The 21,164-nt window shown below is 62.7% G+C and carries 14 protein-coding genes; 7 read left to right on the top strand and 7 right to left on the bottom strand.

Features of this window, described 5'->3' with window-relative positions; genetic code table 11:
* Position 1 precedes the first annotated feature (1 nt).
* From AC5E6W_RS04380 to AC5E6W_RS04390, 3 genes are all read left to right on the top strand, one after another.
* On the top strand, positions 2–3,226 hold the full coding sequence (locus tag AC5E6W_RS04380) for an efflux RND transporter permease subunit (protein WP_491751045.1): 3,225 nt from the start codon (positions 2–4) through the stop codon (positions 3,224–3,226).
* 8 nt (positions 3,227–3,234) lie between these two features.
* Positions 3,235–4,659 carry an efflux transporter outer membrane subunit gene (locus tag AC5E6W_RS04385; protein ID WP_491751076.1) on the top strand — a complete coding sequence of 475 codons (1,425 nt, stop codon included), beginning with the start codon at positions 3,235–3,237 and terminating at the stop codon, positions 4,657–4,659.
* A gap of 217 nt (positions 4,660–4,876) precedes the next feature.
* A complete protein-coding gene (locus AC5E6W_RS04390) occupies positions 4,877–8,377 on the top strand; it encodes a glycoside hydrolase family 2 protein (protein ID WP_491751046.1) in 3,501 nt (1,166 codons plus the stop codon).
* A 557-nt stretch (positions 8,378–8,934) separates the two neighbouring features.
* On the opposite strand, the gene AC5E6W_RS04395 is transcribed toward AC5E6W_RS04390, so the two are convergent.
* The 6 genes from AC5E6W_RS04395 to AC5E6W_RS04420 form a co-directional block, all read right to left on the bottom strand.
* Entirely contained in the window at positions 8,935–9,195 is a 261-nt protein-coding gene (locus tag AC5E6W_RS04395; RefSeq protein WP_491751047.1) for a 4Fe-4S dicluster domain-containing protein, read from the bottom strand.
* A gap of 288 nt (positions 9,196–9,483) precedes the next feature.
* Positions 9,484–9,957 carry an NUDIX hydrolase gene (locus tag AC5E6W_RS04400; RefSeq protein ID WP_491751048.1) on the bottom strand — a complete coding sequence of 158 codons (474 nt, stop codon included), beginning with the start codon at positions 9,955–9,957 and terminating at the stop codon, positions 9,484–9,486.
* 13 nt (positions 9,958–9,970) lie between these two features.
* Positions 9,971–10,840, bottom strand: a complete 870-nt coding sequence (locus tag AC5E6W_RS04405) for an inositol monophosphatase family protein (protein WP_491751049.1) — start codon at positions 10,838–10,840, stop codon at positions 9,971–9,973.
* 182 nt (positions 10,841–11,022) lie between these two features.
* Complete coding sequence (locus tag AC5E6W_RS04410) at positions 11,023–11,298, bottom strand: RNA chaperone Hfq (protein WP_491751050.1); 276 nt, start codon at positions 11,296–11,298, stop codon at positions 11,023–11,025.
* A 79-nt stretch (positions 11,299–11,377) separates the two neighbouring features.
* Positions 11,378–12,385 (bottom strand): VWA domain-containing protein, encoded by a 1,008-nt coding sequence (locus AC5E6W_RS04415; protein WP_491751051.1) that lies wholly within the window; start codon positions 12,383–12,385, stop codon positions 11,378–11,380.
* Positions 12,382–13,005, bottom strand: coding sequence for a molybdenum cofactor biosynthesis protein (locus AC5E6W_RS04420; RefSeq protein WP_491751052.1), 624 nt, complete (start codon positions 13,003–13,005; stop codon positions 12,382–12,384). The genes AC5E6W_RS04415 and AC5E6W_RS04420 overlap by 4 nt, the downstream gene beginning before the upstream one ends.
* Before the next feature lie 227 nt (positions 13,006–13,232).
* On the opposite strand from AC5E6W_RS04420, the gene mscL reads away from it, so the two are divergent.
* On the top strand, positions 13,233–13,682 hold the full coding sequence (gene mscL, locus AC5E6W_RS04425; RefSeq protein ID WP_491751053.1) for a large conductance mechanosensitive channel protein MscL: 450 nt from the start codon (positions 13,233–13,235) through the stop codon (positions 13,680–13,682).
* A gap of 406 nt (positions 13,683–14,088) precedes the next feature.
* Here mscL and thiC read toward each other — a convergent pair whose 3' ends face one another.
* On the bottom strand, positions 14,089–15,594 hold the full coding sequence (gene thiC, locus AC5E6W_RS04430) for a phosphomethylpyrimidine synthase ThiC (protein ID WP_491751054.1): 1,506 nt from the start codon (positions 15,592–15,594) through the stop codon (positions 14,089–14,091).
* Positions 15,595–15,821: 227 nt separating this feature from the next.
* Between thiC and argJ the strand changes: the two genes are divergently transcribed.
* The 3 genes from argJ (at position 15,822) to AC5E6W_RS04445 (ending at position 21,099) form a co-directional block, all read left to right on the top strand.
* A complete protein-coding gene (gene argJ, locus AC5E6W_RS04435; RefSeq protein ID WP_491751055.1) occupies positions 15,822–17,042 on the top strand; it encodes a bifunctional glutamate N-acetyltransferase/amino-acid acetyltransferase ArgJ in 1,221 nt (406 codons plus the stop codon).
* A 419-nt stretch (positions 17,043–17,461) separates the two neighbouring features.
* Positions 17,462–20,131, top strand: a complete 2,670-nt coding sequence (gene aceE / locus AC5E6W_RS04440) for a pyruvate dehydrogenase (acetyl-transferring), homodimeric type (RefSeq protein ID WP_491751056.1) — start codon at positions 17,462–17,464, stop codon at positions 20,129–20,131.
* 236 nt (positions 20,132–20,367) lie between these two features.
* Positions 20,368–21,099, top strand: a complete 732-nt coding sequence (locus AC5E6W_RS04445) for a thiamine pyrophosphate-dependent enzyme (RefSeq protein ID WP_491751057.1) — start codon at positions 20,368–20,370, stop codon at positions 21,097–21,099.
* The last annotated feature ends 65 nt before the right edge of the window (positions 21,100–21,164 follow it).

A 21,164-nucleotide genomic window follows, 5' to 3' on the forward strand; every position in this document is an offset into this window, starting at 1 on the left:
CATGTCAAAGTTCTTTATTCGTCGCCCCATCGTGGCGATCGTCATCGCGGCGCTTACGGTCATCATCGGCCTGGTGTCGATGCTGACGCTGCCCACATCGCAGTATCCGAACATCGTTCCTCCTGAGATCCTCGTGCAGGCGACCTATCCTGGCGCTGACTCGCGGACCCTGGAGCAGGCCGTCGCCACGCCGCTCGAAGAGCAGATGAACGGCGTCGACAACATGATCTACATGTACTCGGTCAACGCCAACAACGGCCAGTCGGCGTTGTACGTCGACTTCGACGTGAAGACCAACGCGGACACCGACCAGATCCTTTCGCAACTGCGTGTCTCGCAGGCTCAGGCGCAGCTTCCAGCGCAGGTCAACACCGCCGGCCTTACAGTGCAGAAGGCGCTGACCTCGCCGCTGATGCTGGTGGGCCTCAACTCCAAGGACGGCCGTTATGACGGAACGTTCCTCACCAACTACGCCATCATCAATGTGCAGGATGAGCTTGCCCGCGTACCCGGCGTAAGCCGCGTGCAGGTCTTCGGCGGACAGTACGCCCTGCGTGTGTGGGTCGATCCCGCCAAGATGGCGCAGCTCGGCGTCACGGCCACCGACGTTATCTCTGCCCTTAGCACACAGAACAACGTGAACCCCGCCGGCCAGATCGGTGGCGAGCCCGTACCCAACGGCCAGGAGTTCACCTACACGGTCCGCACGCAGGGCCGTCTCGTGCAGCCGGAGGAGTTCTCCAACATCGTCATCCGTGCAAACCCCGACGGTTCGGTGCTGCACCTGCACGATGTCGCCCGCATTGAGCTCGGCGAGCAGATCTACTCGCTCAACGCGCGCTTCAACGGCGAGCCTGCCGGCATGCTGGCCATCTACCAGCTTCCCGGATCGAACGCCGTGCAGGTCGCCGCGGCCGTACGCGCCCGCATGGATGAGCTCACCAAGCGCTTCCCTGCGAGCATGAAGTACGACGTTCCTCTGGACACCACGTTGGCCGTCAGCGCCGGTATCCATGAGATCGTGCTGACGCTGTTCATCGCGCTCGCGCTCGTCGTGCTGGTCGTATACATCTTCCTCCAGGGCTGGCGCGCCACGCTGATTCCGCTGCTGGCCGTACCGGTTTCGCTCATCGGAACCTTCGTCCTCTTCCCGTTGCTCGGCTTCAGCATCAACACGTTGTCGCTCTTCGGTCTCGTGCTCGCCATCGGCCTCGTCGTCGATGACGCCATCATCGTGGTCGAAGCCGTCGAGCACCATATCGATGAAGGCATGAGCCCCACCGATGCCTCCATCAAGGCAATGGAAGAGGTCGGCGGCCCGGTCGTCGCCATCGCACTCATCCTCGCGGCAGTGTTCATCCCCACCGCCGCCATCCCCGGCATCACCGGCCGGCTGTACCAGCAGTTCGCGGTCACCATCGCGATCAGCGTGCTCATCTCCGCGTTCAACGCGCTGACGCTCTCGCCGGCACTCTCCGCGCTGCTGCTCAAGCCCAAGGACAAGGACGCGAAGCCGGGTCTCCTCGGCCGCTTCTTCAACTGGTTCAACCGCGTCTTCAGCCGCACCACGGATAAGTATGTGAGCACCTCCAACGTGCTCATCCATAAGTCCACGCTGACCATGATCGCGCTCGCCATCATCGCGGGTGCGGCAGTCTTCATGGGCACGCGCCTTCCCACGGGCTTCATCCCATCGGAGGACCAGGGTTACATCTTCGCGGCAATGCAGCTTCCCGATGCCTCGAGCCTCCAGCGCACCGACGAAGCCGGCCTGCAGGCCACCAAAGCATTGCTCGCAACGCCCGGCATCCAGAGCGTCGTCCAGGTCAACGGCTTCAGCCTGCTCACGCAGACGCAGAGCACCAATACGGCCTTCTTCTTCGTGACCCTGAAGCCATGGGATCAGCGCAAGTCCAAGGAAGAGCAGATCGGCGCTATCCAGAAGGCTGTCTCGATGAAGCTGATGGGAAATCCTGCGGCACTTGCCTTCAGCTTCCCACCACCATCGATCCCTGGCATCGGAACTTCGGGCGGCGTCACCATGATCGTCGAAGACCGCTCCGGCAACGACGATCCGACGTTCCTTACCAAGAACCTCTACGCCTATCTCGGCGCGCTGAAGAATCGACCCGAAATCGCCGCTTCGATTCCCTCCTACCTGCCCGCAGTTCCGCAGCTCTATGCGGATGTGGACAAGGAGAAGGCCATCGAGCAGCAGGTCGATCTCGGCAGCATCTACAACACCATGTCCACCTTCATGGGTGGCTACCTGGTGAACTACTTCAACCGCTTCGGCCGCCAGTGGCAGACGTATGTGGAAGCTGAAGGCAGCTCGCGCACGAAGATCGACAACATCAATCAGTTCTACGTCCGCAGCGCGAATGGAAGCCAGGTACCTCTGGCGTCGCTGGTCCACGTGAAGAAGATCAACGGACCGGAGTTCATCCTTCACTTCAACGAGTACCCCGCCGCGCAGTTGAATATCTCCGGAGCTCCGGGATACAGCTCGGGACAGGTTCGACACGCTCTCGAAGAGGTCTTCGCGAAGTCGATGCCCGAAGGCATGGGCTACGACTACAACGGCATGAGCTACCAGGAGCAGCAGGCCGAGAAGGGCGTGCCCACGTGGGCAGTCTTCGGACTCTCGCTGATCTTCGTCTTCCTCATCCTCGCCGCGCTGTACGAGAGCTGGTCGCTGCCGTTCAGCGTTCTGCTCTCCACACCGGTCGCCATCCTTGGCGCCTACATCGCGTTGTGGTCGCGCTCGCTCGAGAATGACATCTTCGCCACCATCGGCCTCATCATGCTGATCGGTCTTTCGGCGAAGAACGCCATCCTCATCGTTGAGTTTGCCGTGACCAACTACAAGTCCGGCAAACCCATCGCACAGTCGGCGCTCGAAGCCGCCCGGCTCCGCTTCCGGCCCATCCTGATGACGGCCTTCGCCTTCATCTTCGGTTGCTTGCCGTTGTGGACCGCGAGCGGCTCAGGTGCCGCCTCACGCCAGATCCTTGGCACCGTCGTCATCGGCGGTATGCTGCTTGCCTCCGTCCTCGGCATCCTCATGGTGCCCGTCACCTTTTCGGTGGTCGAGTACATCTCTCACCGCTTCAGCAGGGGCGGCAAAGGCACCACGATGGATTCAGAACACGACTTAGACCCCGTTGCGGCTGGCAAAGCTGCGGGAATCCACCAGCCTTCCGGCTCGGAAGGAGGTCACGCTTGATCTCACAGATGAACACCACTCACGCCCTCCGCAACGCGGCGATCAGCCTCGCGCTCATCGCCACGCTTACGGCCACGGGATGCAACGTCGGCCCCAAGTACACGCGTCCCGTCGCTCCGGCCCCGCCGGCGTTCCGCGGCGCGGACGAGGCGCAGATCGCCAGCGACGCCAAGGACTCGCTGGGTGATCAGCAGTGGAGCTCGGTCTTCCACGAGCCCGAACTGCAGGACCTCATCCGCCAGGCCCTGGTCAACAACTACGATCTCCGCATCGCGGCACAGAAGGTGCTCGAAGCGCAGTCGCAGGTAAAGATCACGCGCGCAGCGGGACTGCCCACGCTCAGCGGCTCCGCCAGCGGTCTTGGCGCGGAGCTTCCCAACTCGCTCTCCAGCACGCTCGGCTCGAACCCGCTCGCCGCCGGCAGCTTCGGCTTCGCAGCCTCGTGGACGCCCGACTTCTGGGGCCTATACCGCAAGCAGACCGAAGCCGCACGCGACCAGATGCTCTCGCAGGAGTGGGCTCGCCGCGCCGTGCGTATGACGCTCGTGAGCCAGGTGGCCACCACCTACCTCACGCTGCGTTCGCTCGATGAGCAGCTCGCCGTCGCGAGGTCCACCGTCAAGGCCCGGCAAGACTCGCTCGACCTCACCAACACGCTGCAGACCGGAGGCAACGCTCCGCTCAGCGATGTTCGCCAGGCCGAGCAACTGCTCTACACCGCGCAGTCGCAAATCCCCGCAATCGAAGAGCAGATCCAGCAGCAGGAGAACGCCATGCGCGTCCTCCTGGGACAGACGCCCGGCCCCGTGACCCACACGGACACCGCAGCGCTCGCTCCCGTGCCGCAGGATCTCCCCGTTGGCGTGCCATCGCAGCTGCTCGAGCGCCGTCCGGACATCCAGGAGGCCGAAGCTCAGCTGATGGCCGCGAACGCGCAGGTCGGCGTCGCCCGCGCTCAGTTCTTCCCGCAGCTCAGCATCACCGCTTCCGCAGGACTCGGCGGCAGCGACTGGGGCGACCTCTTCGATCCCGGCGGCCACACCGTCTACGGAATCGGCCAGATCGCACAGCCCATCTTCGAGGGCGGCAAGCTGCGCGGACAATACGACCTCTCCAAGCAGCAGAAGGAGGAGATGGTCCTCACCTATCAGAAGACCATCCTCGGCGCCTTCCGCGATGTCTCGAACGCCCTCATTGCGGTCAACAAAACGCGCGCGGCACGCGAGCAGCAGCAGAAGCTCGTAGCCTCCGCACAGGATGCCACCCGCCTCGCTCGCATCCGCTACCAGGGCGGCGCATCCAGCTACCTCGAGGTGCTGACCAACGACAGCAACCTCTTCACCGCGCAGCTCAACCTGATTAGCGCCGAGCAGGCCGAGGCACTCTCGCTCGTACAGCTCTACCAGGCACTGGGCGGCGGCTGGCAGGCATAATCGGCAGTCTTTCTGACGAGACAACAAGGGCGAGGCCAATGGTCTCGCCCTTGTTGTCTTGTCATGCCGTCAATCACACCCGGAACTCCATGACGAAGCGACGCGGCTCCTCGACCTAACCCAACAGCCCGGAATGGTATGTTGGCAACGTCGCCTAAGGTCGCGCAGCACGCGCGACGAAACCCAACCAGCTCCGCTCTCTGCAAAGGTGTGCACGATGTCCTTCCCCCGCGCGATCTCCCGCCGGAATGTACTCAAGACGATGGCCCTCGGTGCCTCCGCTCCCTATCTGCCCACGTCTTCGCTCGCAGAGCCCAAGGCGAAGCCACATCCCTTCGCATGGCCGGAGAACGGTACGCTCATCCCCGACGAAGGCTGGCATCTCTGGATCGATTCGAAGGCCCACTGGGAGACCGACGACATCTTCCTCCCCGAGGACGTCAGTTGGATAGACGGCAAGATCTGCGGCAAAGGCCATCCCCTGCCCGTCAACGAGCCCACCGGTGGCTGGAGCGTCCTTACGCCCTCCGCCGGCCTCGAAGTCATGCTCCCCACCTCCGTCGAGCAGCACTTCTGGGGAAGGTACGGCGCTGGAACAGATGGCAAACCCCGCCCCTACACGCCCGAAGAGTATCGCTATGCCAAGGCACCCGCGGGCGCACCCGCCGATGACGACATCCCGCAGAACGGCGCCTACTTCGGTGTGAGCTGGTTCTACCGGGCCATCGACATCCCCGCATCGATGCAGGGCAAACGAATCTTCCTCCACATCCGTGGAGCCCACCTCCGGGCCGAGGTCTATCTCAACAACAAGCTCTGCGGCTACTCCATCATGGAAGAGCTTCCCTTCGAAGCCGACCTTACCGCGGCAGCGAAGCCCGGCGGAGAGAACCAACTCGCCATCCGCATCACCAATCCCTTCGGCCGCTTCGACTGGGTCGACGGCCTCAATGCCAAGTGGGGCAAGGTCAGCCTCTATCGCTCCCACGGCTTCGGCGCACTGGATCGCGGCATCACAATCAGCGCACACGAGCACGAAATGCGGATCCTCGACGCCTGGGTGCTCAACACGCCAAACCCGCGCAAGATCATTCTGTATGCGCACATCGAGGCCGAAGATGCAGGCGGCAGCAATGCGATTCGATGGGAGCTCATCGATCCGCGAACCGGGACGTCCCTTGGAGGCTGGCTCCCAAAGATCGGCGAGGATGGTAAGCCAACATTCCAATCCACCAATTACGACGTTGTGCAGCAAGGTGGGCAGGGGCATTATGGCGGGCTGATGAGGAGCTTCGGGACCAGCAATTTCTTCGAAACGAGCGAAATCACTTTCGTGGAAGCGGAGTTATGGAGCGTCGACTCTCCGCGTCTGTATCGCTTAAAGGTAACTGCCGAAAACATGAGGGCGAACGGTCGGAACGACACCCGCACCATAGCCTTCGGCTTCCGCAGCTTCACGACACCCGGCATCGGCACCGACGCCATGTTCCGGCTCAACAACCGCCGCATCCGCATCTACACCTCCATCTCCTGGGGCTTCTGGGGACTCAACGGCATGTTCCCCGTGCCCGAACTCGCCGAGAAAGAAGTCCGCGCCGCGCAGGCGCTCGGACTCAACTGCCTCAACTTCCATCGCAACCTTGCCAAGGAAGATGTACTGCGCAAGCACGACGAACTCGGCGTCCTACGCTACATGGAGCCCGGCGCGGGCAAGATGGCCATCGGCAAGCTACCTGCCAAGACCGCAGCCAATGCCGCCGGGATCGTCATGGAGAAGCCCACCAGCGAAGCCGATCTCTTCGCCCAGCGCTTCATGTTCGTCAAGTGCGTCGAGATGGTGAAGGCCTTCCGCTCGCACCCCTCCGTCATCGAGTACTGCCTGCAGAACGAGATCGGCGCGGACCTCAAGAACCCCGCCACGCTCGCCATCCTCAAGGCCATGCACGACGAAGACCCATCACGCTGCGTCGTCCTCAACGATGGCTTCGTGGAGCGCGGCGCGGCGCAAGCCTGGTACGAGCCGTGGACGTTAGATGGCCCTTCCGATGAACTCCATGCCGGCGAAGGCCCGTCCTCGCATCTCGCATCTGGCATCTCGAATCTCGTCCCTGGCAAGCTGCATCGCAGCGACGAAGAGAAGGCCGGTGCCTGGTGGAACAACCATCAGGGCGCAGGCGATCAATGGTACGACCAGTTCTACAAGTCGCCCACGGAATACACCTACCGCGCGCCCTACAAAGACGTCCTCACCGAGTTCGGCGAGATGGAAGGCTGCGCCCGCCCCGACATCCACAACCTGATGGTCCACCAGATCGAGACCACGTATGCGAAGTACGGCAGCAACGGCAAAGGTCCCAGCATTTCCGGAACCAGCTATGACCTTGCTGACCACGAAGAGATCATCGCCGGCTACGAACGCTTCCTAGACCGCTGGAACTTCCGCAAGGCCTTCCCCACCAGCGAAGCCGTCTTCAAAACCGTCGGCCGCACCTGCTATGAGTCCTGGCAGAACTACATGGAGAACGCCCGCATCAGCGACGAGCTGGACTTCGCCGCCATCTCCGGCTGGGAATCGACCGCCATCGAGAACCACTCCGGCATCGTCGACAACCTGCGCAACTTCAAGTCCGACCCCGAGCTTATCCGCGGCTCGCTACTGCCCATCCGCCCCATCGCCAAGCAGCGCTCCCTGGTCATCGAACGAGGCCAGCCCGCAACCTTCGATCTCTTCCTCGCCAACGACACGTCGAAGTCCGCAACAGGCACGCTGACCTTCACGATGATCACGCCCAGCGGCAAGCGCCAGCAGCTCATCTCGCTGCCCGTCCCGCAGCAGCATCCCGACATCTTCAGCTACCTCCTCAAAGAAGCCTTCGAAACACCAGCCCTAACAGAAGAAGGCCTCTACCGCTTCAAGTTCGCGATAAGCTCCGTGCCGTCGGCCACGCAGACGAAGGAGCTATGGTCAACCGCAACTCCCTACGCAAAGACTGACTGCGAAGTCGGCGGTCGTATTGGAGTTGTTGGTATCACGCCGGCACTCCGCCAGCAACTAGAATCCGCTCTCGCCGGAAAATGCTTCGTCATAAACGACTACAGGTCCGGAAACGGCTTCGACCTCATCATCACCGCCGGCATCACCTCCCACACGAAGATGGACGCGAACATCGGCGAAACCACCGGCGAGTCCATGCCCACGATGAAACCGGGCCACGCACCTGAGCCCGGCGAAGTCCCCGAGCCGACGAAGCTAGGCAGTTTCGCTCCCGGAATCCTCGACGCAGTACGCAATGGCACGCCGCTACTCGCCATCCCGCAGTCTGACACCCTCAGCGAAGGCCTCGCCCGCGAGCTCTCCGCCTCCGGAGCCTTCACCTACAACGGTGCTGTCGGCGACTTCCGCGCCCCATGGATGGGCAACTGGTACTTCGTGCGCGAGCACGCACTCTTCGCAGGCATGCCTGTCAACGCCGCCATGGGCGGTTTCTATCAAACGCCGGGACGCCAATCAAACGGCTTGCTCGTTGAGAAAGCTCCCAACGGCCCCGAGGTCGAGGTCGTCGTCGGCTACTCCCGCGACCACGACCGCAAAGTCGGCGCAGGCACCTTCACCACCAAGCTTGGCAAGGGCAAGGTGCTCTTCCACCGCGTGCCGCCCATGCACCCCGTGATGCAACAACGATTCCTGGCAAACGCCCTGCAATGGCTAACCGCATAGCGAGTCAAGAATCGGTCCCCCAGACCGATTCGCCTACGCCGCGGAGTCCTGCTTCAACCGTCCGCCCACCATTCTTGGGCCAAAACGGCCTGCGGAGGGGTGAATGAGATCCGGCTCTGATACCGCGCCCTTACGCCGCCTCTCGCTGAGGGTCTCCCAGAAGGCGATGCTCAGAAGAGCCAGGATCGATCCAACCCAAACCACAACTGCGATAGCAATGCACCAGAAGAAGGCTGTCATCGGATAGTCCCTTCAGGTAAGGTGTTGCGGGCCCTGGTTTAGTTGCTGGTGGCCTCATCCTAAAGCGCTGGGGGCGAAAGTGCCAGTGAAATCCATAAACGAAAGTACTCCGTGTGTATCGCATCACGCAGATTTCGTAGCGATCCCGGCGCCCACCTGGCCCCGCAGTCTCATCGCTTTCCACCCACACAGCAGCGTGCCGCTCGCGAACGTCCACAGCCTCCACCGCTGCAGCAATTTCATCCGCCTTTCACGACCGCAAAGGCAAACGCGCAGCCGAAGCCGCGCGTCGCACCCGTCCAGAAACTCGCCGAAGCCTAGCGGCCGAAGTGAGCCGCGTTCTTGTCCTTGAACTCTTCCCACTTCTCCGGAAGATCGTCGCCGGCATAGATCGCCGACACCGGGCACACGGGAACGCACGCGCCGCAGTCGATGCACTCGACCGGGTCGATGAAGAGCTGATCCGCGGTGTCCGAACCCGCCTCGTCAGCCTTGGGATGAATGCAATCCACGGGGCAAGCGTCTACACACGCGCGATCCTTGGTGCCGATACAGGGTTCTGCGATCACATACGCCATCTATTCAATCTCCTTGAAAGTCCATCGCCTCGACGGCCAAATCTACGAGGTCGGGTTGCGAGGTCGCTACGATTCTAGCAAGAAACCTTCGCACGTCTAGTGACCGGATCACAGACGAAACACCCGTTTTTCGCTACGGAACTCGGACTGTTGCGGACGGCGTTGCGTAGAAGTAGGTGTCATTTCGACCGGAGCCGGACGGCTTCATCGTCCGGCGCAGCGGAGAAACCTGCTGTTCTGTCCACTGCGTCACAGGAGCCTGCGCCTTCAGGGAACGATCTCCCGCCTTCAACAGGCGTCGTTGCCCATCGCGGGCGCTTTCCAAATCCGCCGCGCCAGCTGCGCACACCGCGGTGGAAACACAGGCTCCGCCGCATGCTCCAGCTCCGCCAGCGGCCACCATCGAGCCTCGCGCATCAGCGCGATCTCATCCGCCGTCACGCCCGCCAGCACCGGTTCCTCGCGCCCACACCGCGCAGCGAAGAACACATCATGGTTCCGCACCGTCTCGCCCAGATGGAAATATTCCCCACCCGACTCCTCATGCACCGGCCCCACAAGCTGCGGCCGAATCCCTAGCTCCTCAAACAACTCCCGCTCTGCTGCATCCCTATCCAGCTCCCCCTGCTCGACCTCGCCTCCCGGCGTCACCCAGCAGGTGTACAGCCCATCCGGCCGCTGCGCCACGAACCGGATCAGCAACAGATCACCACGCTCATCGAAGAGAAACACGCGCGCACTGCGGCGAAGACGAAGAGTCATTTGTGATGACCCCTTACGCCAGCCCCTTCACCTGCAGCTCCGCATACTCCTTCGGGCTCGTCGGCGTCGACAAATCCCTCCCCGCAAACAAATCCTTGAACAGCGCCACCATCTCGTCATGGATCAGCCCATTCGTCGCCAGCACCTCCCGGCTGTCCAGCGTGAACGGCCCGCCGTCGAAGTGAGTAATCTTGCCGCCCGCCTCTTCCACCAGCAGCACGCCCGCCGACGTATCCCAGGGGTTCAGCTTGAACTCCCAGAAGCCGTCGAGCCTTCCGCTCGCCACGCATGCCAGGTCTAGCGCCGCCGACCCCGCCCGCCGCACCCCATGCGATCGCAGCGTGAACTCGTGGTAGAAGTGCACATTCGGCGACCCATGCCGCTTCCGGCTCGGGAACCCCGTGCCCGTCAGCGACTCGCCCAGCGACGCCACCGACGACACATGGATCGGCCGATTGTTCAACCGCGCCCCGCCACCACGCTCTGCCGCAAACAGCTCATCGCGTAGCGGGTCATAGATCACACCCGCTACCATCTGCCCGTCCTGGTCCGCAGGCAGATTCTTCGCCCGATGCTCGCACCCCAGCACCACCCCAAACACCGGGAACGTATGCGCAAAGTTCGTCGTTCCATCCAGCGGGTCGACGTACCAGCGGTACTCGGCATCGAGCGCATGCCGCGTGCCCTCTTCGCCGTAGATCCCATGCGAAGGCAGTGCCTCACGCAGCCGCTCGACGATCAGCGCTTCGCTGGCGCGATCCGCCTCCGTAACCAAATCGACGTCGCCCTTGTACTCCGTGCGAACGCCGCGGTGATAGTAGTCGCGCAGCAAAGCTCCAGCTTCACGCGCAATGGACTCAGCGATAGAGACAAGTTCGGGCACAGAAGTAGTGTAGCGCTGCGCGTTAGCGGGCTTCGCCCGTTAGCCCTTCGGGATAGCGCTTTATGCGCGTTAGGAAGAACACCAAGGCCGCCTCGATCGCCGCTAACGCGCCTCAGCGCGCTAACGCGAAGCGCTACCGGTAGGACAAGCGAAGCGAGTCCGCGCGCTAGCGCGTAGCGCTGCTACTCGGCTCTGTTCCCGCTCCGTCTCGCCGTCGTAGCATTGCCTTCGGTGATCGTGCGGATCTGCGTCTTGTAGATGAACAGGTTCGGCCGGCCCTCGCGTGTCAGGCGCAGCATGCTGTCGTCGAAATACTCGATCCAGCCCGACACAATCTCGCCATCGCGCAGCTTCACGGCAACCTGCACCTGGCGGTCGGAGAGCGACTTCAGGTACAAGGCTTCCTGTCCGGTTTCGCCCGTGGGCGCACCTTTTTGGCGGCGACGAAAGAGAGGCATACGTATCATTGTATCTGCCTCTTGGATGCACAATCCCGCGCCTCCGTCTCGAAACTATTTCCAGGCCTTTGGCTTTCAGCTACTTCTGAGCGTAGTACGCCGTGCGGTATCGCAGCGTGTACTTCGTTCGCAGCGCCGGATCCTTCATCCGCACCGTGATATGCCGCAGTCCCTCGCGATTCAGCGCCCGCTGCGGAGCGTAGTACCCCAGCGTGTACTGCGTCCGCAGGTCATCCGACACATGCGCGAACGCCGGCGCCAGGTCATGCTTGTCGTTCACGTAGTAGTACTTCCCACCCGTATCGTTGGCCATCTGGATCAACGCATGTTCGCCGCCGGTATCGCGTCCCGCATCGGCCTCCACCGGCACAATGATCAGCGCATACACCATCGCGCCCGCGCGCTCCGCTTGTTCCAGCGCCGTCGGATAGCTCCCATGATGCGTGGTGTTCTCACCATCCGAGATCACCACGATGATCCTCCGCTCACCATTGGCCTGCGACGTCTCCGCCAGTCTCTGGCCCGCAAGAAAGATCGCATCATACAGCGCCGTCGCATCGCCTTTGCTGATCCGCGAGAGCCCCGACTCCACGCGCTTCGCATCATTGGTGAAGCTAACTACCTCATCCACCTGGTCGCTGAACCCCATCAGGTCGATGCGGTCCTGCGTCCGCAAAATCAACCGCACAAAGTCCTTCGCGGCATCCCGTTCCAGCTTGTCATCGATGTTCACGCTGCCGCTCGCGTCCACCGTCATCACAATCGCCAGCGGTGTCACCGCCTCCTTGTCGAAGATCGAGATCTTCACTGCCTGGTTGTCTTCCAGCATCTCGAAGTCGTCCTTCGTCAGCCCCGCAACCGGCATGCCATGCTCATCCGTCACGTTCAGCGCGACGTTCACCAGCCGGGTCTCCACGTGAATCGTTGGGATCGTCGGAATCTCAGGCGTGCGCCGCACAATCGGCGCAGCATCCCGAGTCGGCTCCTGAGGCTGCTGTCCGGAAGTCGTCTGCGCCCGTCCCGCCACACACAGCGCTGCAAGAACAATCGCTGCCTGCGCGCAACCGAAATACCAACCTCTCCTCACGAAGCTCCTGCAATCTCCTCTGGAAACGGCTCGCCATCGGCCCACACCGCACCGTCCGCAAACTGTTCTTTCTTCCAGATTGGGACGGTCTTCTTCAACGTATCGATGACAAACCGGCACGCCGCAAACGCCTGCGCCCTGTGCGCCGACGTCACCGCAATGATCACGCTCGACTCGCCAATCCCAATCCGCCCCAGCCGATGCACAATCGCCGCATCCCGCGCGCCATAGTGCTCGATGGCCTCCTCGCGCAGCAGGTGCATCTGCTTCAACGCCATCTCCTCATAGGCCTCGTAGTCCAGGTACAGCGTCTTCCGGCCGCGAGTGTTATCCCGCACCACGCCATCGAAGATCACCACCGCACCATCCGGCCCATCCACCAGCCCCGCGGTCACCGTCTTCACGTCGATAGCATCATGGGTGAGATACACGGTCGGCTTCCGCTCAGAAACCTCGTCGTCACTCCCTCCACTCACCGGAGGCAGAATCGCAACCTCATCGCCATCGGCCAACGCCTGATCGCGCTTCGCATACTCCTGGTTCACCGCGATCGCCGCCGACCGCAGCGCCTCCGCCTTCAGCGTTCCATCCGCCGTCAGTCCGTCAAGAAGCTCAACCACTCGCGCGCCGAGGGGCAACTCACGAACCGCACCTCCTTCTGGGAGGCTGGCTCGCAGCGGACCGAACGAAAGCAAACGCACACGCATGGTGGTAGGACGCACGACATCGAGAATACGGTATTCGCGCCCGGCACCGCTTCTCCAGGCAGAACCAACCCCAAATCAGCCATCCAACCTGGGATATACTCGCCGAAAATCGGCAATACGAACGCTAGGGGTTACAGCTGATGCTCAAGGGATTTCGTGACTTTATTCTGCGCGGCAACGTGGTGGACCTCGCCGTCGCCGTCATCATCGGTGCAGCCTTCGGCGCCATCACCGCCTCGCTCACGGCGGATGTCATCACGCCACTCATCTCCGCGCTGATCGGCGCGCCGAACTTCTCAAGCCTCATCATCCACGTTCCCGTCCTGCACCACTTGGACAAAGCCTGTGACGCAACTTCCAAGACGCCTTGCCCGGGAGAGGTCCACATTGGTCTCTTCCTGAACGCAGTCATCGCCTTCATCCTCAACGCCGGCGCCATCTACTTCGGCATTGTTCTGCCCATGCAGTACCTGCTCAAGAAATTCTCCCCCGCCAAGGTCGAACCGCCCGCCACAAAGTCCTGTCCCCAGTGCCTCGGCGATATCCCCGTCGCGGCCACGCGCTGCAAGTTCTGCACCCAGCCCGTCTAGCGTCGCCGCTGCGGTAACAGCACTCAGTTACCCCAGACAGCACCACTGTGACGTAGGCAAACCCTCCACTCCGCGCGATGATTATCCAGTCGGGCAGGGTGAGCCCAACAAAACATCAGGCAGGGGAGCCTGGTGGAGGAACCTTAGGGAGCAGTGTTCCGATCAAACCAGCGGAGCCTGCAGCGAATACGTACCCGGTAATGACAACTCCTGTGACCACGAAGCCCACGCCGCGACAGCGTGGGCTTCCGCTTTTTCACAGCCAACCATCACTCCTCAGGCAATGCCGTTAGAGGTTGTCATCCTGAGCGCGGCGAAAGACCCGCCTTTCTGAACACCAGCATGCCCAAAAGCAAACCGGCCGCCCCAAGGCGACCGGTCCGCTCTTAACTATTCTGCTGTTCTGCTAGCTCCTAAGAGCCATCTGCTCCGTCATGATCTGCGTCAGCTCCGGCTTCTTCAGCCCATGGACCTCTTCGTTGTACTTGTCCACCTTGCTCGACCAGTTCATCGAGCAGAACTTCGGTCCGCACATTGAGCAGAACGCCGCTTCCTTGTAGTAATCATCCGGCAGCGTCTCATCGTGCATGCTGCGAGCCGTGTCCGGATCCAGCGACAGCGCAAACTGCGCATCCCAGTCGAAGGTGTAACGAGCATGCGAGATCGCATCGTCGCGATCGCGCGCACCCGGCCTGTGCCGCGCAATATCCGCCGCATGAGCCGCAATCTTGTACGCGATGATGCCGTCCTTCACATCCTTCTCGTTCGGCAGTCCCAGGTGCTCCTTGGGCGTCACGTAGCACAGCATCGCCGCTCCGTGCCATCCAATCATCGCCGCGCCAATCGCGCTCGTGATGTGGTCATAGCCAGGAGCAATGTCCGTGACCAGCGGTCCCAGCACGTAGAACGGAGCCCCGTCGCACAGTTCCACTTCCTTGTCGACCTGCTCCTTGATCTTGTCCATCGGCACATGGCCGGGGCCTTCGATCATCACCTGCACATCGTCCTTCCATGCCTGCCGCGTCAGCTCACCCAGCGTCTTCAGCTCGGCAAACTGAGCCTCATCGCTCGCATCCGCCACCGAGCCCGGCCGCAGACCATCGCCCAGGCTATAGCTCACGTCGTACTTGGCAAGAATCTTGGTGATGCGGTCGAAGTTCTCGTACAGGAAGTTCTGCTTGTGGTGCGCCGTCATCCACTGCGCCAGGATCGCGCCACCCCGGCTCACGATCCCGGTGATCCGCTTCGACACCATCGGGATGTACTGCACCAGCACGCCCGCATGGATGGTGAAGTAGTCCACACCCTGCTGCGCCTGCTCCTCAATCACCTCGAGGTACAGATCGATGTTCAGATCCTCTACCCGCTTGACGCGCGAGAGCGCCTCATACAGCGGGACCGTTCCAATGGGTACCGGCGAGTGCCGGATGATCGCCTCGCGGATCATCGGGATATCCCCGCCCGTGGACAGATCCATCACCGTATCGGCGCCATAGTGCACCGCCGTGTGCAGCTTGCGCAGCTCTTCATCCACATTCGAGCTCAGCGCCGAGTTGCCGATGTTCGCATTGATCTTGCACAGCGAACCCACGCCGATCGCCATAGGCTCCAGCTCTACGTGATTGATGTTCGCCGGGATGATCATCGTGCCCTTGGCGATCTCGGCGCGGATGAACTCAGCGTCCAGCTTCTCCTTGTGCGCAACGTACGCCATCTCCTCGGTGATCTGGCCCTTGCGCGCGAAGTGCATCTGGCTCATGTTCCAGTCGCCCGTACGCGCCGCCTCTTCCTTGCGCTTGACGATCCACTCCCTGCGCGGCTGCGGAACCGCATAGTCGTTCCCTTGCGCGGGTACGTGGCCGTTCGAGTGATGTCCGTTGCCATTCGAGTGGCCGTTTCCGTTTGTGCTCATGTTTTCAGAATCTCCCGCTGTTACCGAAAGAGTATACGCCGCCCCCACTGCACGACACAGTGACGGAAACCTCTGGGCAGCATCCACATATTCCGCCTCCAACGAAGTGTCATTTCGACCGGAGCGGGACAGCTTCATCGTCCCGCGAAGTGGAGAAACCTGCTTCTCCCCCGGAGGACAACGTCGCTTTGGCGCATCTGCCAGCTTCCCTCGATACAATCGCCTTCGTGAGCAACACGAGCATCTCTCTCCCTCTCGGCTTCCGCTGGGGCGCTACCACCGCGGGCATCAAGGCCTCCGGCAAGCCTGACGTCGCCCTCGCCGTCGCCGACTCCCCAGCCGTCGCCGCAGCGATGTTCACCTCCAACCAGTTCGTCGCCGCGCCCATCCTCGTCGGCCAGCGCCACCTCAAGGCCACCGAGCACCACATGCGCGCCGTGCTGGTCAACGCCGGCAACGCCAACTGCGCCACCGGCGACCCCGGCCTCGAGCACTGCCGGCAGTCCTGTGCGGCTGTCGGCGACGCCATCGGCTGCGTCTTCGACGAGGTCTTCCCCTCCTCGACCGGCATCATCGGCGTCCCGCTGCCTATCGACAAGCTCCTCGCCGCCATCCCCTCCGCCGTCGCATCGCTCGGCAACACGCCCAGCCACGCCGACGCCTTCGCCCACGCCATCATGACCACCGACACCAAGGTCAAGATCGCCAGCGAGACCTTCACCCTCGACGACAAGCGCGTCAGCATCTGGGGCTGCTGCAAAGGCGCCGGCATGATCGGGCCCAAACTCGCCAACGCCGCGCCCCACGCGACCATGCTCGTCTACCTCTTCACGGACATCGCTGCGAGCACCGGGCTCCTTCAGACGATGCTCTCCGACGCTGTCGCCAAGAGCTTCAACGCCATCTCCGTCGACGGCGACATGAGCACCAACGACACCGTCCTGCTGCTCGCCAGCGGAGCCAGCTGGGTCGCACTCGATACCAACATCACCCACGAATTCGACGGCGCCCTGCAGCGCGTCTGCGACTCCCTCGCCTACCAGGTCGTCGACGACGGCGAAGGCGTCACCCACGTCGTCACCCTCGAGCTCACCGGAGCCGGCTCCGACGAAGCCGCCGCCACCATGGCCAAGTCCATCGCCAACTCTCCGCTCGTCAAGACCGCCTGGTCCTCCGGCGATCCCAACTGGGGACGTCTCCTCGCCGCCGCCGGCAAGGCCGGCGTCCCCTTCGACCCCGCCACCGTCACCATCTCCATCGGAGGCCTCGAAGTCTTCGCCAAGGGCGTCCGCTCCCCCGCATGGGACGAGACCGCCACCCACGACCGCATGTCCGCACGCCACTACACCATCGCCATCGACTTCGGCATGGGCGCCGGAGCCTGCAAGTTCGTCACCTGCGACCTCACCCATGAATACGTCTCCATCAACGCCGACTACTCCACCTAACCGAAATTGGGTGCCCCCGGGTCCCTCGCACTTGGGGACCCGGGCTTTCCGGCATCGGGTCTCCCCGCCAAACCTCGGATGAAGAGGTGCATCCCGAGCGGAGCGCAGCGAATCTCGAGGGACCTGCTTTTCCCCCGATCGGAAAAATGTGTCATCCCGAGCGAAGCCGAGGGACCTGCTTCGTCCGTCCCGGCACGAACGGCAGGGCCCGGCTTCAGCCGGGCCATCCAGGCGCCTCGAAGCAGGGGGCTTCAGCCCCTGAGGGACGCGAACTCGTACCCGCCTGCCCCCTCCGTTCCGAATAGCGAACAGCCCTCGCCCTCCCCGGCGCGCACGCATCACGGTGACGTGTGACAACGACCGCAGACGGATTTATCGTAGAGAGTGGATATAAGTCGGCTCGACAGGGGTTATAAGCGATGGCAGTACTCGACGAGGCAGTAAAGAAGGACCTCACCGCCGAGGTCGCGGAGTGGATTGAGGCATTTGACCAGGTGGTCGCCGACGACTGGGAACAGGGCGCGAAGCTCCTCGAAGCCCTCCGCACCCGCGCCCGCGAAGCCGGCGTGCCGGCCACCGGCAGCACCGTCACGCCCTACCTGAACACCATTCCCAAGCATGACGAGGTCCCCTACCCCGGTGACCGAACCCTCGAGCGCCGCGTCGAGTCCCTGCTCCGCTGGAACGCCATGGCGATGGTGCACAAGCAGAACAAGTACGATGCCGGCATCGGCGGCCACATCTCCACGTACTCCTCGCAGGCCACGCTGCTCGAAGTCGGCTTCAACCACTTCTTCCGTGCCAGCTACGGCGACCAACCCGGCGACTTCATCTACTTCCAGGGCCACGCCTCGCCCGGTGTCTACTCCCGCGCCTTCCTCGAAGGCCGACTCTCCGAGCAGCACCTCAAGAACTTCCGCCACGAGCTTCGTGACGAGCCTGGCCTCTCCAGCTATCCGCACCCTTGGCTGATGAAGGATTTCTGGCAGTTCCCCACCGTCTCCATGGGCATCGGCCCGCTCAATGCCATCTACCAGGCCCGCTTCATGAAGTACCTCGAGAACCGCGGCCTCATCGAGAAGACCGACCGCAAGGTCTGGGGCTTCCTCGGGGACGGCGAGACGGACGAGGTCGACACCCTCGGCGCCATCAACCTCGGCTCCCGCGAAAAGCTCGACAACCTCATCTTCGTCGTCAACTGCAACCTGCAGCGCCTCGACGGCCCCGTGCGCGGCAACGCCCGCATCATCGATGAGCTCGAGTCCACCTTCCGCGGAGCCAACTGGAACGTCATCAAGGTCATCTGGGGCTCGGACTGGGATGAGCTCTTCGCCCGCGACCACCAGGGCCTCCTGCTCAAGCGCATGGAAGAGTGCGTCGATGGCGAGTACCAGGCCTTCAAGGCCAAGGGCGGCGCCTACCTCCGCGAGCACTTCTTCGGTAAGTATCCCGAGTTGCTCAAGCTCGTCGAGGACAAGACCGACGATCAGCTCTACCGCCTGCACCGCGGCGGTCACGACTCCGCGAAGGTCTACAACGCCTACAAGCGCGCCCTCGACCACAAGGGCGGACCCACCGTCATCCTCGCGCACACCGTCAAAGGCTACGGCCTCGCCTTCGCTCAGGCGCGCAACGCCACGCACTCCGAAAAGAAGCTCGCCGACAAGGACCTCGTAGCCTTCGCCGAGCGCTTCGAGATCCCGCTCACCCCCGAACAAATCGCCGCCGCCGAGTTTTACAAGCCCGCCGAGACCGACGACGCCATGGCCTACATGCATGCCCGCCGCGCCGAACTCGGCGGTTACATGCCCAAGCGCGAAGTCAAGCCGCTCGATTTCAAGGCGCCCACCCTCGACTTCTTCAAGGAGTGGCTCGCCGGCTCCAAGGGCCGCGCCGCTTCCACCACCATGGGCTTCGTGAACATGCTCAATGGCATGCTCAAGCCTGCTTCAGGGATCAACAAGTACATCGTGCCCATCATTCCCGATGAAGGCCGCACCTTCGGCTTCGAGTCCGTCATGAAGGCCGTTGGCATCTACGCCCCCGAAGGCCAGAAGTACGTCCCCCATGACTCCGACGTCTTCCTCTCCTACTCCGAGAAGAAGAATGGACAGATCCTCGAGGAAGGCATCACCGAAGCCGGCTCCATGGCGAGCTTCACCGCCGCGGGCACAGCGTACACCAACTACCGCGTGCCCATGGTGCCCTTCTATCTCTACTACTCTATGTTCGGCTTCCAGCGCATCGGCGACATGGCCTGGGCCTTCGCCGACTCCCGCGGCAAGGGCTTCTTGATGGGCGGGACTGCTGGCCGAACAACAATGTTGGGCGAGGGATTACAGCATCAAGACGGCCACTCCCACGTCCTCGCCGGCACAATCCCCACCTGCAAGACCTACGACCCCGCCTACCTCTTTGAGATGGCAGTCATCATCCAGCACGGCATCGAAGAGATGTACGAGAAGATGGCCGACACCTTCTACTACATCACCATGTACAACGAGGACTACGTCCAGCCTGCAGCCGAAAACATTGAGGCCATCCGCGAAGGCATCCTCCGCGGCCTCTACAAGTACAAGGCATCGGACAAGCCCGCCCAAGCCCAACTCTTCGGCTCCGGCCCCATCCTCAACGAGGTCCTTCGCGCCCAGGAGATACTCGCCGAAAAGTACAACGTCGCCGCCGACGTCTGGAGCGTCACCAGCTATAACGAACTTCGCCGCGACGCCGTTGAGACCGAGCGCTGGAACCGCCTGCACCCCGCCCAGAAGGAGAAGGTGCCGTACCTCGTCGAAGCCATCGGCAAGACCACCGGTCCCATCATCGCGGCCTCGGACTACATCAAGTCCATGCCCGACTCCCTCTCGCCGTGGCTCGGCAGCCGTCTGCTCTCGCTTGGCACCGATGGCTTCGGCCGCTCCGACAACCGCGCCCACCTGCGCCGCCACTTCGAGGTCGACGCCGAGTCCATCGTCGCCGCCACTCTCTCGAAGCTCGCCCGCGAAGGCGTCATCAAGCCCAAGTCCGCCGAGAAAGCCCTCGCCGAGCTAGGCCTCTCCGCCGAAGCTCCCAGCGCCGCCAAGGCCTAACGAATATTGGGTGGCCCATCCTTTCGCGCACTTCGCGAAAGGGTGGGGTATTCCACGGCGACACACGATGGCACGGCAGCACGAACGCAGAAGACCGCTTCAGCCGCTAGGCAACACAAGCCCATACCCTCCGCATCGCATACGCGCAGAAAAAACTGCAAGCAAACGCATCGCTCCGGCATACTTGTCGGAGCGATCAAGTTTTTACGCGTACTCCCTGCAAGGACATCGAACACTTGGCTGAGAATCCCCTGCTTCCCCATCGCAAGCTCCAGGAGCTTCGCGCCCTGATGCTGCGCCTCCGCGCGCTCGAAGGCCGCTCCACCAAGGGTCCACGCCTCGAAGCCCTCAAGGCCGCGACGCTAATGCATCTCGAGGCTGGCGACTACACCACCGCCCCCGGAGCCGAAGACGCACTCCCCGCAAAATCTCCGAAGAAGACCGCAAGGAAAGCCCCCGCACTCGCCGCGAAGCCCACCCGCGATCGCATCGCTGTCGCCGCCGGCGTCGCCCAGGGATTCAAGCTCGCCAAGCTCGACCGCGCCGCCGTCGTCTTCACGGACACCGCCTCCGCTGCAATCTCCGAGCCCGGCTGGGCCGAAGCCCTCGACTACGCCATGCGCGCCGAGCTCGCTCTCATCGTCGTCTGCGTCGACTCACTAGCCACGCTGGCCGCGCCAGACACCACCGGCAACAACCCCGTTGCCCCCAGCTGGGCCGCTGCCGAACAGCTCTCCGCCCGCACCAAAATCCCCATCGTCTCCGTCGATGGCGAAGACGCCGTCGCCCTCTATCGCGTCATGCAGGAGTCGATGATCCACGTCCGCCTCGGCGTCGGCCCTATCCTCGTCTGGGCGCTCTGCTCCGCCAGCAAGCTCAAGCCCTCCGAAGAGCCCATCGCCCGCCTCGAGGACTACATGCGCGTGCGCGACATCCCCATGGCCGCGGTGGCTCGGAAATCTCGCTAACCTTGCCCTGCAAATCACTTAGGCGCGACCTCGCCTTTCAGCATCGAACCCTGCAGGAAAACTTG

It is taken from the genome of Bryocella sp. (assembly GCF_058498515.1).